Below are 16,103 nucleotides of genomic sequence, written 5' to 3' on the forward strand. Positions count from 1 at the left end.
TACGCAACCACAGGCTGCGGTGTTCGTAGCCACGCCGTTGCCTGTGCGGACCTTTGAATGTCAGCTTGCGTACAGATCGGAGGGGAGGTACAGATTGATCATGTCGACCGTCGCGGACGAACGTCCCGTCAAGGAGTCGCGACATCCCGTCGTGGCTCGCCCGGATGTCTTCGAGTACGTGTTCCCCGCCATTCGCGGCGTACAAGCGCAACGTCACTTCTACGTGACGATGTTCCCCCTCCGCCTTGTGCCACGTCTCTTTCTCTTCGATGAAGAGGAACTACAGGCGAATTTGCGGGCTCAGCGCAGCCTCAATAAGGCGCGCGTCCCCGAGATGGCTCGCTATATTCTCGATAACCCTCATAACTATGTGTTCTCTGCGCTGACTGCCTCTGTCGACGCCGATATTCGATTCGACCCACTTGGTGCAGGCGGCGCGGAGGGTCGCATAGGACTTCTCGCGATACCGATGTCGGCGCGTTTTGTTATCAATGACGGGCAGCACCGTCGCGCGGCAATTGAACAAGCTTTGCGCGAGAATCCAGATATGGGTGATGAAAGTATCCCAATCGTCCTGTTTCTGGATATCGGTCTGGAACGCTGCCAGCAGATGTTTACCGACCTCAACAGGTACGCTATCCGTCCGTCGCGCACTTTGACGATTCTGTACGATCATCGCGAAAATGGCGCCCGCATCGTCAAGAATATTGTCAAAAGCTCGGCTCTGTGGGCGGATCTCATCGAGATGGAGCGCAACAATCTTTCGGCCCGATCCCGAAAGCTGTTCACGCTCTCGGCTCTCCACGGTGCTACCAAAGCACTCCTTGATTCAGTTGAGGAGTTGACCGTTGATGATGCTGCGAAACTTGCGCGCAACTATTGGGATCTCGTCGCCGAGAAGGTGACTGAGTGGCAGCTAGTTCACGAGAAGAAGGTGACAGCTGGAGATGTCCGGCGTGACTTCATCCACAGTCACGGGATCGCTCTTCATGCACTAGGGAAAGTCGGCAACACGCTGCTGCGCGAGTCGCGCGATTCACGAAAATGGCGTCGTTCCCTGGCGTCGCTGGCGACGATCGACTGGTCGCGCGCGAACTCACAACTCTGGGAAGGCCGGGCTCTTATCGGCGGCAAAGTGTCCAAGTCGAGCACAAACGTTACTCTCACGACAAACGTGATCAAGAAAACACTGGGCATTCAGCTCTCCCCTGAGGAGATGCGCATCGAGACGATGTACGAACGAGGGCGATCATGAGCAAGCCGAAGACAACCAGGGACTCAGCCTTTGCCGACGGCGGCCTGTCGGCCACGCTCGACCGGCTGATCATCGAGGTGCAGGAGCTGTACCTGGCTGATCGCATTCCGTGGGTTGTTGGCTACAGCGGTGGCAAGGATTCCACCGCGACACTGCAGCTGGTCTGGATGGCTCTGGAGAAGCTTCAGCCTGAGCAGCGGACCAAGCAGGTGCACGTGATCAGCACGGATACGCTGGTCGAGAACCCAGTGGTCGCCGCCTGGGTTGGTCACTCCCTGGACCTGATCGGCGATACTGCCACCAAGCACGGGCTACCGATCGAGCCGCATCGGCTGACGCCGCAGATCACCGATACGTTCTGGGTCAACCTGATCGGACGCGGCTACCCGGCCCCACGCCCCAAGTTCCGGTGGTGCACCGAGCGGCTCAAGATCAATCCGTCGAACGATTTCATCCGCCGCATGGTGCGTAAGCACGGTGAAGCGATCCTGGTATTGGGCACACGCAAGGCGGAAAGTTCGGGTCGCGCGTCACGAATGAACTCTCTGGAGCAACGACGCGTCCGGGACCGGCTGAGCCCGAACTCCAATCTCCCGAACTCGCTGGTCTACAGCCCGGTCGAGAACTGGACCAACGATGACGTGTGGCTCTTCCTGATGCAACGCCCCAATCCATGGGGCTACAACAACAAAGACTTGCTGACGATGTACCAGGGCGCTTCGTCGGACGGCGAGTGCCCGCTGGTAGTCGACACGACGACTCCCAGCTGCGGAGACAGCCGGTTCGGATGCTGGACATGCACCCTCGTCGACAAGGACAAGTCGATGTCGGCCATGATCCAGAACGACGAGGAGAAGGAGTGGATGCGCCCGCTCCTGGACATCCGCGACGATCTGGACAAGACCGATGATCGGGACCGGCGCGACTTCCGGCGGATGAACGGCACTGTCCAACTGTTCCATGACCAGCCGATCCACGGACCCTACCTGCAGCGGTGGCGAGAAGCGTGGCTGAAGAAGCTGCTCGAGGCTCAGACCTACATTCGGCGGGAGGGGCCCAGCAACGTCGCGAACATCGAGCTCATCACGCCGGCGGAGTTGGACGAGATCCGTCGCATCTGGGTGGTCGAAAAGCATGAGTTCGAAGACTCATTACCGCAGATTTACGAGGACGCGGTGGGTGAGCCGTACCCGGGCAAGCCGATGGACGACCATCTCCCCCTTGGAGCTGAGGATGTTCGTCTTCTTCGGGAGATCGTTGGCGACGACACCGACTCGCCGCACTTCGAGCTGGTGCGAGAGCTGCTGGACATTGAGCAGCGGCACCGAGCGATGTCCCGGCGCGCGGGGCTGTTCGATGCGCTACAGGCGGCGTTGCGTAAAGGGTTCTACGACGATCGAGAGGACGCGGTCGATCGTGCGCGGACCCATCGTCGGCGCAAGGAACAGGGGAAGGACGGGATCGACCAGGCTACAGAGGATCTCATTGACCTCGAAACCGGCCTCATCCGCTTGATCCCCATTGAGAGCAGCCGCGTGTCATGATCTTCGACGAACTCGTACTTCACAACGTCGGCGTGTTCGGCGGTCGCCACAGCTTCACACTCACCCCACCGACGCCGAGCAAGCCGGTCACCTTGATCGGTGCTCTCAACGGTGGCGGCAAAACCACCTTCCTGGACGCGATTCAGCTGGCACTGTTCGGACAGCTGGCACGGACGACGAGTCGCGGCAACGGTAGTTACCAGCAGTACTTGCGTCGGCTGATCCACAACGGAGTGCCACCGGAAGACGGCGCCTCGATTGAACTTGCTTTTCACATCGTCGAGCAGGGCCAGGACCGCCACTATCGGGTATGCCGTTCCTGGGCCGGAACCAGCACCGGCGCGAAGGAACGTCTGGACGTCCTCGTGGACGACCGACCTGACATCACTCTGTCGCGACAGTGGGCTGAACGGGTCGACGCGTTCGTGCCACGCGGCGTCGCAGAACTGTTCTTCTTCGACGGGGAGAAGATCGAGACGTTGGCGGAGCTGGACAACGCTCGCGAAGTGCTGCGCACCGCGATCGGTGCTCTGCTTGGGCTTGACCTGGTCGATCGCCTTGCAGCCGACCTAACTGTGGTCGAGCGCAATCACAAGGCCGACCATGCCACGCCGGCGATGCAGAAGCTCCTGGATGTCGAGCGTAAGAAGCTCGCGACCTACCGTCAGGACAGGGAACGTGCGAAAGACCGCGTCGCCGAGGCACAAGGCGCCCACGATCGAGCCGAGAAGGTGCTCCACGATCTCGAGGTGAAGATTCAGCTTGAAGGCGGCGAGCTCCTCGACCGAAGTCGGGAACTGGAAGCAGCCAAGCTGCACTTGACCGCGTCCAAGAAAGACCTCGACACACGGCTGACCGACCTCGCTGCAGGGGCCCTCCCGCTTCAGCTGGTCCGGGACCAGTTGGAGACCCTCGCCGACCACGCGGATGTCGAACTCGAACGCATCCACCTGCACGACATTGCCGATCTGCTCAAGTCCCGTGATCGGGCGACCATTCAGCAGCTACGACAGCACAACGTGCCTGACACTGTGGTTCAAGCCTTGCAACGTTCCCTCACTGAAGACCGCAGAACGCGGCGCGGGAGCCCCCAGCGAGCGCGCATCACTGATCTCGATCGTGATGGCCTCGCAGCGTTGCGGCAACTACTCGAATCTGGGCTTGACCGGGAGATCCACGCAGCCCAGAGCCTGATCGAGCAACGTCAGGCGGTGGAGAACCAGGTTGAAAACATCCTTCGCGGGCTTGCGAACGTGCCGTCTGAGGAGGCCCTCGACGACCTGCACAAGCGTCGAAACGACGCTCACCGCGCAGTCGCCGCAGCTGCCCAGGCGCTCACGCATGCTGAAGCGGAAGTAGCTGCCGCGTCTGCCGCTGAGGAAGAGATGGAGCGCAAGCTAAGCCGGCTCCTCGACAAGGCTGCCGACGAGATGACCGCGGCCGACGACTCCCGTCGCCTGATCGAACACAGCCAACGCGTGCGGGCGACACTCACGAAATTCCGCCACGAAGCAACTCGTCGCAACGTGGACCGGATTCAGAAACTCATCCTGGAGTCGCTGCAACGCTTGGCGCGGAAGAATCGGCTGATCACCGACATCAGCATCGACCCCGAGACCTTCAGCGTTGAGCTTCATGGCCAAGACGGTACGGTCCTGCTGCCGCAGCAACTCTCCGCCGGTGAACGTCAGCTCCTCGCGGTGTCCATGCTCTGGGGCCTCGCGCAGGCATCAGGTCGCCCGCTACCCGTAGTAATCGACACGCCGCTAGGCCGGTTGGACGGTATCCACCGCAGTCACCTGATCGAACGATACTTTCCCCAAGCCAGCCATCAAGTCATCCTGCTGTCCACCGACCAGGAAATCGACGAAGCAGCATGGAACAAGCTCCGTAAGCATGTCGGCCACACCTACCAGCTTGAACATGACACGAACAGCGGCGTGACGACCGCCAAGACCGGATACCTCTGGTAGAAGACGGAACCCACGATGCCACTCGAGAACATCCGCGTCAGCCGACAAGCACGCGACCAGCTCATCACCCTCAAACGCCGCACCGGCATCACCCAATGGAACACGCTCTGCCGATGGGCATTCTGTCGCTCACTCGCCGAGCCAACCCCACCCCCCGCGGCCAAACACCCCGCCGACAGCAACGTCGAGATGACCTGGCGCACCTTCGCCGGCCAGCACGGAGACCTGTACTGGTCACTTCTCCGGCAACGCTGCCACGCTGACGGACTGGCCCTCGACGAGGAGACCCTCGCGCAGCAATTCCGTGTCCATCTCCACCGCGGGATCGGTTACCTCGTCGGCGACCGCAACATGCGCACGATCACCGACCTGATCGATTACGCGGTCGACCCCACCGCCGCATGACAAGAACGGTTCCCCGGCACCGCACCGCGATCGTCCGCGGTGCGCTGTCGCGGCCGCTCGCCACCGCCCTCGTTACCACTCACAGCACTGTCTTCGACTACGGCTGTGGCCGGGGAACTGATCTGCACCACCTCGCTGAACTCAGCATCACGGCCAACGGGTGGGACCCGGCTCACCGGTCCGGCAGCCCACACATACCCGCTCAGGTTGTGAACCTCGGCTTCGTACTGAATGTCATCGAAGACCCCGGCGAGCGCGTCGCGACGTTGCGAGACGCATGGAACCTGGCGCAAGAGCTCCTCATCGTCTCGGCACGCGTGACGTGGGACGCAGACGGTCTGCGAGGCCGCCCCGCGGGCGACGGAGTTCTCACCAACACCGGCACGTTCCAGAAGTTCTTCACCCAGCACGAGCTGCGGGACCTCATCCAAACCACCCTCGAAGCCCCCACACTGCCGGCAGCGCCAGGTATTCTCTATGTCTTCCGCAACCCCTCCAGAGCCCAAGGTCTGCTCGCCGAGCGTATGCAACGCCGCAGCGCCCCACCCGAGCCTTGGATCTGCGAACAGCTCTTCGACCAGCACCAGGAACTACTGGCGCCCCTGGTCGCGTTCCTCACTCAGTGAGCTCGCCTCCCCAGGGCAAGCGAACTCCCCGAAGCCACCAGCGTCATCCGGAATTTCGGCAGTCTCGCGCGTGCCTTCGCCATCATCAGCACCACCACCGGTACCCAGCACTGGGAGGACCTTCGCGAGCGCGCGACCGCCGATCTACTCATCTATCTCGCACTCGCCCGGTTCGACGGACGCCCTCGCTACAAACACCTGCCCCAAGCCCTCCAATACGACGTGCGCGAATTCACACGCTCCTACAAGGTTGCCCGCGAACGCGCTGACCGCCTGCTCCTCGCCTCAGGCAACCGCGACATGATCGCGTTAGCGGTCTCAGCCAGTCCAGTCGGCAAACAGACCCCATCCGCGCTGTACGTCCATACCGACGCTCTGCCGTACACCCCGCCGGTCTTGCGGGTTCTCGAGGGATGCGCGCGCACTCTCGTCGGGACTGTGCCGGGCGCCAACATCCTCAAACTCCATCGCGATCAACCGCTGGTTACGTATCTGAGCTATCCAGATTTTGGCCACGATCCTCATCCGAGCATGACAACTGCCACCGTCGTCGATCTCCGCTCAAGATCCGTGGACGTGCACGACTATCGCCGATCGAGCAATCCTCCACTACTGCACCGCACTGAGGAGTTCCTCGCCGCCGATGATCCGCGCCGCGAGCCACTGGCTAAAATTTCTAAGACCGAGGTGGAAGCAGGCTTGTACGAGCATCCCGACCGCATCGGCACACGCTTAGGCTGGCTAGGGGAACTTCAGCGCTGCCTGGGTCCTGAAAGTAACGCAGCCGGAGACCGGTGCGTTCTTCCAGAGGTCTAACGCCAAAGCGGGCATCCCTCGCTTCCGTATGGTCGCAGACGAAAATCGTCAGCAGCCCGGAGTCGGGCAGCGGCACGAACTCGTAAGCACCACTGCCCACTCGACGGCATCTTGTTGGCTACCAGGTCGTTCTGCCAAGTAGTTCTTCGACCGATGCGGCGGTTGCTCCGCCTGAGTCGCTCAGGGCTTCGGTGACCAGGTCGGCGACGACTAGGGCAGCTGACTGGTGCCGTATGTTGACCTGTTCTTGGATGCATTCTAGCCCGCCGTTGGCGTATTCCTCGAAGATTTTGACGCGCTCTTCGATGCGTTTGTCGTCCATGATCTCGGGATCGTCTTTGGCGCTGGCGGCGGCGATCATGTTGATCAAGGCCTCGCTGTACACGGGGACTGTGAGTACTTCGTAACGGATCGGATCGCCCGCAGCTGCGGTGAATGACGAGCGGCGCCCGGCTCGGAAACCAACTGCCGCGGCGAAGATCAGGATGTCGCGGAACGTACCGAAGCCAGCTTCTTCCTGAAGTTCGACCATGAGTGTTTGGTAGTGCTGGGGACGCCGGGCTCGAACATCTGTGGATGTGGTCATGACGTGATCTCCTTGAGAGAAGAGAACTCGGACGCGGCGTGACGGATGTATGGGTGTGAGTAGCCGCGCAACTCGATGTCGTCTTCGGGCTTGCTCGTAAGGTTGGTATGGCTCTCGATCACACCAAGGTGGCTGACGTAGGGGTTTAGCTCGTCCGCCACCTTGCCCAAGCCTTGGCTTTTGCTGACTAGGACCACAAGTTGTGGCGCCATCTGGGCTAGGGCGCGCGACACCGCCTCCTGATAGTCATGGTCGAGCGAGCCGAACGCCGCATCCATCACGATGGGGTAGGTGCCGGCATCGGCTGCAGCTTGTCCCTCAGCTCTGCGCTCCTTTCGGATTTCTCGGGCCAGCTTGGACACGGCGGCCACGAAGCTGAGGCTCAGGATCTGGTTCTCGCCGGTTGACTTCGGCACCGGGAGTTGCACCCCGTCGACGTTGGTGTGCAGAGTGAGTTCGAAACCCTCACTGAGGCTCGGAACATAGTTTTTGTGGGTGATGCTCCGGAAGACCGATTTCAACTCCTCGTCGAGCCGACGACGCATGTCGTCCTTGCGGATCTCTAAGATCTCCTCAAGCGCTCGCCGAACGTTCTGAACGAGCTCGGAGCGTGCTCTAGCCTTGATTGCAAGTTCATCGGTTACTTCTGCGTTCTTGCGATCCTTGGTCTTCTGCTCGATGTCCTTCGTAATCTGTTCAAGGTCATGGTTCGCCGCACCGATTTGGCGCTCTTTATCGCTGCGCCTGTTGTCGAGATCGATACGTTTCGACTCAAGGGATTGCACGTTTTCCAGACGGATGTCGCGGAGTTTGCCATCCAGCTCGGACTTGATTTCTTCCAGCCTGCTGACGCGGTCACGTTGGTCGCCGATGCGCTTCATGGACTGACCAAGTTCATCTCGCAAGCTTCTTCTGTCCGAAGTCATGGGATCGATCTGACCGCTGAGCCGCTGCCAAACGGTTTCGACAGCTTGAAGTCCAGCCCGCTGACGCCAGTTCGTGACCTTGTTCCACGGCCCCGTGTTCGCCGCCAGCGAGGTGCCGCAGATGCACTCGCCCTCGTCGAGGAGTTGGTCGACGAATTCTCGTTTTAGCGGCGCGGGCAGCGCCCCTTTCTGATACATCGCGTCTGCCATGGCTTTGGTGCTATCGGTGAGATCCTCGGTGAAGGCAAGGAAGCCACGTGTCGCGATGAGATTGGCGCGCTCACTCAGCGCCGTGGCCAAGGAACGACGTGCCTCGTCAAGTTCGTTCGTGACGTCGTCTCTCTGCTTCTGGATCGGCGCTGTCTCCGAGTGTTGACGCAGAAGGTTCATTACGCTCTCGCGTTCCTCGTCCAGGGTTGCGAGATTGCTCTCCAGGACCTTCAACTCCTCGCGGAGGGTCGTCTTACGATCGTTCAAGTCATCAATGCTCTTTTGGATGTCGCTCGCCTTGTCGCCACCGTGTTTGCGGATGTCGGCGGTGAGTTTGCGATCCACCTTGGGTAGGTGAACGAGCGCCCGTGCGACCTGCTCGAGGTCGAGCAGAACTTTGATGTCCTGTTGGACTTCGCTGTGGGCGCCCTTCTTGACGAGGTTTTCAATGCGCTCACCATTGAAGAAAAAGAAACGGCTCACGCCGTGGGGCAAGATGGTGTTGATCATTTCCTGTGGCGCGCCGACAAGCTCTGACGAGCCATCGGTCTTTGTGAGCCACATTTGCGGGTCCGGCGCTATAGGCGATTGCTGGTCAGACTCTTTGTGCATCCGTGCCCGGCGTTGCACGCGGTAGTTGTGGCCCTCGTGGTCAAAAACAATCTCCACGCCGACCTCGACCGCGTTACCAATGGCTGTCGCGCGCCAGATACTGTCGGTGACGAGCCGTTGCTGGTGCTCAACGTCATCGGACATCTTGCCGTACAGGGCCCAGCTGAATGCGTTCAACAAAGTTGTCTTGCCGGCACCATTTGCCCCGAAAATCAAGGTAACAGGCTTGACGGCGTCCGATCGCAGGTCGAACTGCTGCGTCCCTTTGAATTGGCGGAAATTTGTCAGCGTGATCGACTGAAGTCTCATGGAATGATCTCCTTTACCACGGCGATAAGGTCATCGGTGGCGTCGTAGGCGCTGACATTCAGCTTCGCGCGTTCGATCTGGAGGACGCGTTTGAGGAGTGTCTGTTCTTCCTCGCTCAGCTCCTCAAGTACCTGCCTTTCGATCCGACCTGCACTACTCACTCGCGGAGTCCTTTCATTACTTTCGTGTCATGGCTCGCATGTCTCATAGGTGCATCAACTGATACCGCTCTTTGAGGGGCCGAAGTGCGTCGAGTGTCGCCTCGTAGTTCTCGGACAACTTGCCAAACTCATTGGCTCGTTCGAGCTCCCGAGTCAACAGGTTGCGCTCGACGTCGAAATGGACCGGTGTCCCAGCGGGCGGGACCGCGAGGTAGTCGATAATCTCGGCTCGATCCTTGTGATCGGCGAGGCGAAGCAGGCGGCCTCTGCGCTGGATGAACTGTCGGGGGTTACTGCTGCTGGCGAGCAGGTAGCCGGTCCGCGCATCGGGGATGTCAACTCCCTCGTCGAGGCAGCGCATCGCGACGAGCACGCGTAGATCATCGCCGGCGCCGAATCGGCGAAGGAGTACCTTGCGTTCGGCGCGGGGTGTCTCGGAGACGTACGAGTGGGCGGCGAGGTGCAACTCGTTCCCCACGACGTTCAAAACCTCGCGAAGTTGGTTCGGTCCGCGCGGCTCGCCCTGCGGCGCTGGGCGAGTTCCCTCGGCACAGTAGACAAGCTGAAACCATGAGTGGGCACGCGCGTTGAGGTCGTTGCGTAGCATCGCGAGCTTGCCTTCTGCGTGGCCAAGAACTCCGGCGCGCTGCCGAAGCAGGTAGCTGAGTGGGGAATTTGGGTCGGCATCGGTGACACTCTCGCCCGCAGCGACACACTTCGCGATCTGCGCTGACAGGTCGACATACAGCTGCGTCTCGGCGTCGTTGAGTTCCACTAGGCTGGGCTGATAGGTGTACCGGCATAACGCGCCCATGCTGATGGCGTCGCCGAGCCCGAGCTCAAACACGATGGGGCCGAAGTAGTCGATGAGCGCGTCGGTGCCTTTGTCATCGAACCAACGTTCTGGGGTGGCGGACAGTGCCAACCGGTAGGTGGCGGTCGAAGGCAGGGATGAACGGTAAGCTGAAGAGCCCAGGTTGTGCGCTTCATCAGCAACCACCAGCAGTGGTTGCGAGATCCGTGACAGAACCGACTGAAACCTGTCTCCTGCGAACGACGCGTTGGTCGCCACCATCGCGACGATCTGGCGCTGCCCTAGCCGCAACTCGCTCAGTTGTTCCTCGACCAGCGGCAGCCATTTCTGGCTCGACTCGTAAACCGGGATAGGGCGCACACCGAAGCTTTCGACTTCGGTGATCCACTGGTCGACGAGGTGTTGCAGCGGAGCGATGATGAGCAGGACCAGTGGTTCTTCACGCTGTCGCAGCACGTCGGCGAGTTTGGTGGCAGCGATCATGGATGTCTTGGTCTTGCCAGTTCCAGTGGCCATCTTGAGGATGCCACGGCCTCGGTGACCGAGCCATGCCTCGACTGCCAGGCGCTGGTAGTCGCGGACGGACAGCCAGCTCGGCAGTACGAGGTGGGGCGCCTCGTTCGTTACTGCCGGTGGTGAAGCGAGCGCGTTATCGCGCGGCGACAGCTGAGTGTCGCGTTCCTGGCCGAGTTTGATGAGGCGATCTCGGGTGACGCCGGGGAAGTCCTCAATCTGAAGGTTCGGCGTCCGGTTGGCCCAGAGTGCCTTGAAGTCTTCTTCGAGGCGAAGAGCGCGGACGCCGTCGCCGTCCACCCAGCCGCGATATACCTCTACGGACTCGAAGTTCGCGACCAGCCCGCCCAGCGTCTCGTTGCTGCTGCCGGTGAAACCAACCACATCGCCGACGGCGTCTCGGAAGATGCCAAGCTTTTCGTGATAGATGCCGACTCGGCCTTCTTGTTCAACGAACGCTAACTTGATGTCGAGCCGTCCTTCGGCGATCAGGCGGCCAACACGGCCAAGCCCGTCGAGCACCGAGTCGCGTTCTTCTGCCTCGAGCTCACGTTCTGTCGCGCGTTCGATGACGGCACGGATGTCGTAGCCGCGCTCGATGTCGAGGACATCGTCCTCGGTGAGGTGTGGTGAGGCGATTAGGCGCATGGTGCCACCCCGGTCGGAGAGTGTTTCAATGCCCCTGGCGAACAGGGCGATGCTGGTCGAGGTGAAATACCCGACCGCGCGGCTGTAGCTGGTCGCGACCGAGAATGCGGGCAGGTAGAAGCCCTGGACAACATCCTGGCGGTCGCTGCGGTAGCGCCCCTCGAGAGACAGGCCGCGAAGCCCGTTGGGTCGTGGCTTCATAGAAGGTCCAGGATGTCGTCGATGTTAGTGGTCTGAAGCGAGTGTTCCGTCGGCTCGCCGGTCTCCAAATAGTGCCGAACGCTGGTGAGGAGGTCTGCGACGTCGGTATCGCCGCGGTCTCGGTAGCCGCCAATGATGCTAACCACGGGAGTGTCAATGGGTAGATTGATCGCAGCCGCGAGCGTCTGTCGCGCGGTCTCGGCATCCAGGTCGCTTTGCGCACCGATCAATGTGAGCGCATCTGGCAGCGGCTTACCGCTCAGCTCTGCCACCAGCTCCAACGCGAACGTGTTGTCGTCCTTGATCACCAGAAAGACGTCTGCGCCGGCAGACACGTCGTCCTCGAGCAGGAAGCGGCGGATCGTCCCGAAAGCTGGCTGGGTGCCGGTCCAATTGATCGCCTGTGGGCCAAGCGAGGACTCAAGCTGACGTTTGTCGCCGTGCTTGAGGTCCAAAATGCTTGCGACGGCCATAGGGGCGACAGACCCGCTGCCTCGAAGATGATCACGAGTGATCCGTACCCGATAAGCCCAGCCATGGTCCTGCCGGAACATCCGGCTCGTGCGCTCCGGGGTCTTCCTGATCTCGCGCGCCCCGCAGGCCGTCCGGACCATGCCATCGCGGACCTCAAAAGGCGCGGTGCTGGCGTAGGCGACGACGCTGCTCGCAGCCACGCTGTACCGGCCGGTGATCTGCTCGATCAAGGTATCCAGTTTGATCTTGCCGCCGGCCGTCGCCAGTTGCTCACGGATTATCGAACGCACGCCTCTGTAGGCTTCCAGCCCCCACTCGCTGAGCGCCCAGCGGTCCCGGTCCACTCGCTCGAACCGGTCGTCGATCGACATGGCGTTCTTGAGCGAGCCCACGCTGCGCTCAAATACGAACCGCTCAACAAGGTCGTTGGCACTCATTGGCGACCCGGTGATGGACAAGATTCCCGCAGCGTAGTCGCCGACCGACTGGGTTCGAGTAAGCACGTAGCTACCATCGACGACATAACCGCAGGTCGACAGCCACTTCCTGGTGAGATCTCCGCGCAGCTCGGGCGTGCTCGTCTCGACCAGGATCAGGTCGTCTATTTGTACGACGCCATGCTCGTTGGCGTGCTCGCGCAGGTGGGTCCGCGTCCAGTCTTGCGCCGCACTCAAGGTCGGCACCACGCACCATCCGTCCTCGATCTCGTAGGCGTCATCGAGGCGGTCAATTACCCGCCATACCGGCTGGCCGACTGACTCAACGGTACGTGCGAGCGCAGGCAGGTGCACTAGCAGGTCAGATAGCGGGCGGACGTGCCCGATCGTGCTTCGGGCGGCGGTCGCCACCATGTCGAGAGCGTTCGTGGCGAGTGAGTCCAACATCGCGGCACGCGCCTTGCCTTCCAACTGCCGAACACGCTCGCGTGATACGCCAAACTGCTGGCCAAGCTGGTCCAAAGTCACTGGTTCGTCGGCGAAGAGGCGCTGCTCCAGAACTTGAACTGCACGCGGATCAAGGGCGCGGAAGGCGGCGTCGAGCAGGCTAGCGGCATCCTGGTTGAGCGCGTTCTCGTCGAGCATCTCGTTCGCGGAGAACTCCGCTAGCCGCTGCCGGGCCTTGATGATCTCGTCAGGCGTGCCGATCGGCAGATGGGTCTGTAGGAGTGGTTCTGCGGGCAGTCCAATAGCGGTCTGCCAAATCGCTATTCTGGACAGATCGTCGACAAGCGCGACGAGCCATCCAGGTAGCTCCTCTGCCGGATTTGCTCCCCGGTAGTCCGAGTCTGGCGGGGACGCTGGACCGATATCGGGGGTCGGTCGGGACGTTGACACGTCGGCGAGTGCCCGGAGGATGGCATCGATGCCGCCGATTCCCACGTTCCTCAAGTCGAGTATGTCCTCGATGGTCAGATTGGCGAGCTCATCTGTCGTGGTGTAGCCGGCACCCCGTAGGAGGGCGTTTCGTGGCCGCGGTGGTAGCCCAAGAGCGGCGACGGGCAGTTGAGGCGGTAGCCCGGGGAAGATCTGGCCTATCGTCCACCGGGTCAGCCGGTCCATGGCCAACTCGGAGACCTCAGCAAGCCGTTTTCTGCGCTCGTCGGGGGTCTCATCGAAGATCGCCGCGTCCCACCAAGGGGTGTCCGCACGGCCAGACGACGCGCCACGAAGCCATGGGAACGCGTCGAGCCAGGTCAGCGGACGCAGGTCGTCGAACACGGGCTGGTCAACCATGCAGAAGGTTCTCCTCATCGGGCGCCGCGGCAGCTAGGCGACGCCTCTCGACAGTCCCCGTCAGTAATCGCGGATCAGGTGCTCCCCGTTTCTTACGAGCGCTACTTCGCCACCGACGCCCGAGGACTCCTGCCCATAGTCCCGGACGGATGCCGTAACGAACAGGTGTAACCGCTGGCCGGTCGAACGCATCCATCACGACAAGTCTGCCAGAGCCGTTGACAATCCGCGTTGACAGTGGATACGCAGGTGGTCCCGATCCGCGGCGCAGAGGTGGGGCGCGGTTAACCCGGCTGCTCGCTGCGGCGACTTCGGTTTCGGACTGAGCGGGCCCAAGTGATCTGTCGGTTGGCCGAGTCGCTCTAATGGTGGGACTTGTGGCCGGTGGGCGTTGTGTGGAGGAACAGGAGATCGAGGCTACTGGCCACCACGGATGTTGCTGGTCACGGCTGGCCCCCGTTCTGGGGCCGTGATGACTGCGCTGCGACCCTTGCGAACTCATCATGCCGTTCCTCTGTAGGCATGGGTGTCCTCCGGGAAGTCCAGTCGATGCGGCCTTCACCCGGAGCGTAGTGAGAAACGGCCAGCTCGTGCCGCGTCGCGGAGTCCGCGATCCCGGCGCGGCTGCATCTGCTGGCGTGGCCGGCAGCTTTCCGTGGTGACCTGTGAGTGAATGGCGATCGTCGGGACACGAGCGCACTCTCGGCATCCCTCTCGTCGACAACCGTTCGGTGTTCTCGCTTGACCGAACACCGAACACCTGCTGCATACATTGGACAACGTTCCGGTATCATTGCCGTCACGGTTAGCCTAAGTGTCATCTCACGTCGACTTCGGACGTCACGGCACAGGGCAGTGCGTGTGGACCTGCCTCGCGTCCGGCGAAAGATCACTTTGCTGTTGTCGGTGAAGCCTTGCAGCTACCTGGCACCTGCCTCTGGGCGCCTGGCGGGCTTCGTGATGTTCATGCTTGGGTCGGCGACGATCGCTAAGCGCACTGTCGTGTGCTGTTGCGCACCGTTGGTCTTGATCAAGATGCTGCGTGAGCAGCTCCCTCATCGCGAGCAGGGTGATCCGGATGCTCCAGCGGGGTGCTAAGGTCGGACGTGTAAGCCCTCGTAGCTCAGGGGATAGAGCGCGGCTCTCCTAAAGCCGGTGTCGCAGGTTCAAATCCTGCCGGGGGCACCTTGACCAGGCATTATGCTGGGGATGCGACTTTGCGGAGCTGATCGGCGGTCTTGTGGCTGATGGTGTTCAGAGGCTTGCGAACACCGTGACGACGGTCGGCTCGCCTGAGTTGCGGACGATCAGCTCGAAGTCGCCTACATCGGCGTCAGCTCCGGCGGTGAATGTCTTCACCGTACTGCCGAGGTATAGCAGCTCAAGGTCGAGCGGACATGGCCTTTCCCTGAGAAGAGCTGTGGCTACAGGCTGTCCCTACTCGGGCTGCTCGGTCGTGGGCGATTGCGGGTCGGGGCGCAGGACCAGCGGGCGTTTGCCCCTTCCGCCCGCTGAAAGCATGCCCCACTCCCGAAGCAGTTCGGCGGCCCGGTGCGCGGTGCCCACGGCGACCTCGTAGGTGGCGGCGATCTCCTTGATCGAGGGTGCGACCGAGCCATCGGGCAGTTCGCCGGCGAGGATGCGGCTGCGGATACGCGCGGCGACACGCTCGAATGGGGCTTCCGGCGCGGTCTTGGCTCGCTCGACCGGGTCGGGCGCCTCGGGGCGTGCGGGGAGCCGGACGGCGAGGTCACCCGCTGCGCGCTGGTGGGCCTCCGAGGCCCAGGCGGCGTAGAAGCGCAGCGTCGTACTGCCGCCCCCGCTGTGGCCCAGACGGCGCCACCGTCCGGACATCGACGCCGGCGCCGATCAACTCCGTGGCGTTGAAGTGCCTCAGGCACTTGAGCTGGGTGTCGAGGCCCATCGACCGCGTCATCCGCCGGTAGCGCTGGGTGACCGACCGCGGCCGACGCCTCGCAAACACGAATGCGACGCGCGGTGCCGGAAACACCAATGCAATGGCCTCGCCAACAACACGGTCCGCAAGATTCACGCCATTCTCTCGGGCGCCTACACTATGGCTCTCGGGGAATGGGAGTGGTGGACGGTCAATCCTATCGACGGCCTCACGCCGCCGTCCTTCGAGAAGTCGGAGCCGAATCCGCCGAGCGCCACCAACGCCGCAGCGATCGTGAACGAGGCGTTCCGCCGGGAACTCGCCTGGGGCGTTTTCGTCTTCACCAGCATGGTTTCCGGCACGCGACGCGGCGAAGCCGTGAGTACAAGGCCCGGATGTA

At 61.8% G+C, this 16,103-nt stretch carries 10 protein-coding genes, 1 tRNA gene and 1 pseudogene; 6 read left to right on the forward strand and 6 right to left on the reverse strand.

Annotated features, from left to right (window positions below):
• Positions 1-100: 100 nt before the first annotated feature.
• The 5 genes and pseudogenes from dndB (at position 101) to IE317_RS44315 (ending at position 6,619) form a co-directional block, all read left to right on the forward strand.
• Positions 101-1,255 carry a DNA sulfur modification protein DndB gene (gene dndB / locus IE317_RS05625; RefSeq protein ID WP_191306964.1) on the forward strand — a complete coding sequence of 385 codons (1,155 nt, stop codon included), beginning with the start codon at positions 101-103 and terminating at the stop codon, positions 1,253-1,255.
• Positions 1,252-2,799, forward strand: coding sequence for a DNA phosphorothioation system sulfurtransferase DndC (dndC, locus tag IE317_RS05630; protein WP_191306965.1), 1,548 nt, complete (start codon positions 1,252-1,254; stop codon positions 2,797-2,799). The genes dndB and dndC overlap by 4 nt, the downstream gene beginning before the upstream one ends.
• Positions 2,796-4,772, forward strand: coding sequence for a DNA sulfur modification protein DndD (gene dndD, locus IE317_RS05635; RefSeq protein ID WP_191306966.1), 1,977 nt, complete (start codon positions 2,796-2,798; stop codon positions 4,770-4,772). Before dndC ends, dndD begins: the two co-directional genes overlap by 4 nt.
• 15 nt (positions 4,773-4,787) lie before the next feature.
• Positions 4,788-5,177: a DNA sulfur modification protein DndE gene (gene dndE / locus IE317_RS05640; RefSeq protein ID WP_038508104.1), complete on the forward strand. Its 390-nt coding sequence runs from the start codon at positions 4,788-4,790 to the stop codon at positions 5,175-5,177.
• A pseudogene (locus IE317_RS44315) lies at positions 5,174-6,619 on the forward strand (DNA phosphorothioation-associated putative methyltransferase). The gene dndE and the pseudogene IE317_RS44315 overlap by 4 nt, the downstream one beginning before the upstream one ends.
• Positions 6,620-6,737: 118 nt before the next feature.
• On the opposite strand, the gene IE317_RS05655 reads toward IE317_RS44315, so the two are convergent.
• Genes IE317_RS05655 through IE317_RS05675 form a run of 5 tightly spaced genes read right to left on the reverse strand, consistent with a single transcriptional unit; the run spans position 6,738 to position 13,806 of the window.
• The gene (locus tag IE317_RS05655) at positions 6,738-7,205 is read right to left on the reverse strand and encodes a DNA phosphorothioation-associated protein 4 (RefSeq protein WP_191306968.1); all 468 of its coding nucleotides are present in this window, start codon (positions 7,203-7,205) and stop codon (positions 6,738-6,740) included.
• On the reverse strand, positions 7,202-9,262 hold the full coding sequence (locus IE317_RS05660) for an AAA family ATPase (RefSeq protein ID WP_191306969.1): 2,061 nt from the start codon (positions 9,260-9,262) through the stop codon (positions 7,202-7,204). The genes IE317_RS05655 and IE317_RS05660 overlap by 4 nt, the downstream gene beginning before the upstream one ends.
• On the reverse strand, positions 9,259-9,423 hold the full coding sequence (locus tag IE317_RS05665; protein ID WP_191306970.1) for a hypothetical protein: 165 nt from the start codon (positions 9,421-9,423) through the stop codon (positions 9,259-9,261). The genes IE317_RS05660 and IE317_RS05665 overlap by 4 nt, the downstream gene beginning before the upstream one ends.
• Before the next feature lie 43 nt (positions 9,424-9,466).
• Positions 9,467-11,599: a DEAD/DEAH box helicase family protein gene (locus IE317_RS05670; protein ID WP_191306971.1), complete on the reverse strand. Its 2,133-nt coding sequence runs from the start codon at positions 11,597-11,599 to the stop codon at positions 9,467-9,469.
• Positions 11,596-13,806, reverse strand: coding sequence for a sigma factor-like helix-turn-helix DNA-binding protein (locus IE317_RS05675; RefSeq protein ID WP_191306972.1), 2,211 nt, complete (start codon positions 13,804-13,806; stop codon positions 11,596-11,598). Before IE317_RS05675 ends, IE317_RS05670 begins: the two co-directional genes overlap by 4 nt.
• A gap of 1,112 nt (positions 13,807-14,918) precedes the next feature.
• Between IE317_RS05675 and IE317_RS05680 the strand changes: the two genes are divergently transcribed.
• Positions 14,919-14,991 (forward strand) — tRNA-Arg (locus tag IE317_RS05680).
• Positions 14,992-15,243: 252 nt separating this feature from the next.
• Here the strand turns inward: IE317_RS05680 and IE317_RS05685 are convergent.
• Positions 15,244-15,660: a GntR family transcriptional regulator gene (locus tag IE317_RS05685; RefSeq protein ID WP_191306973.1), complete on the reverse strand. Its 417-nt coding sequence runs from the start codon at positions 15,658-15,660 to the stop codon at positions 15,244-15,246.
• Between the last annotated feature and the right edge of the window lie 443 nt (positions 15,661-16,103).

The organism is Amycolatopsis bullii (genome assembly GCF_014654205.1).
Classification (GTDB): domain Bacteria; phylum Actinomycetota; class Actinomycetes; order Mycobacteriales; family Pseudonocardiaceae; genus Amycolatopsis; species Amycolatopsis plumensis.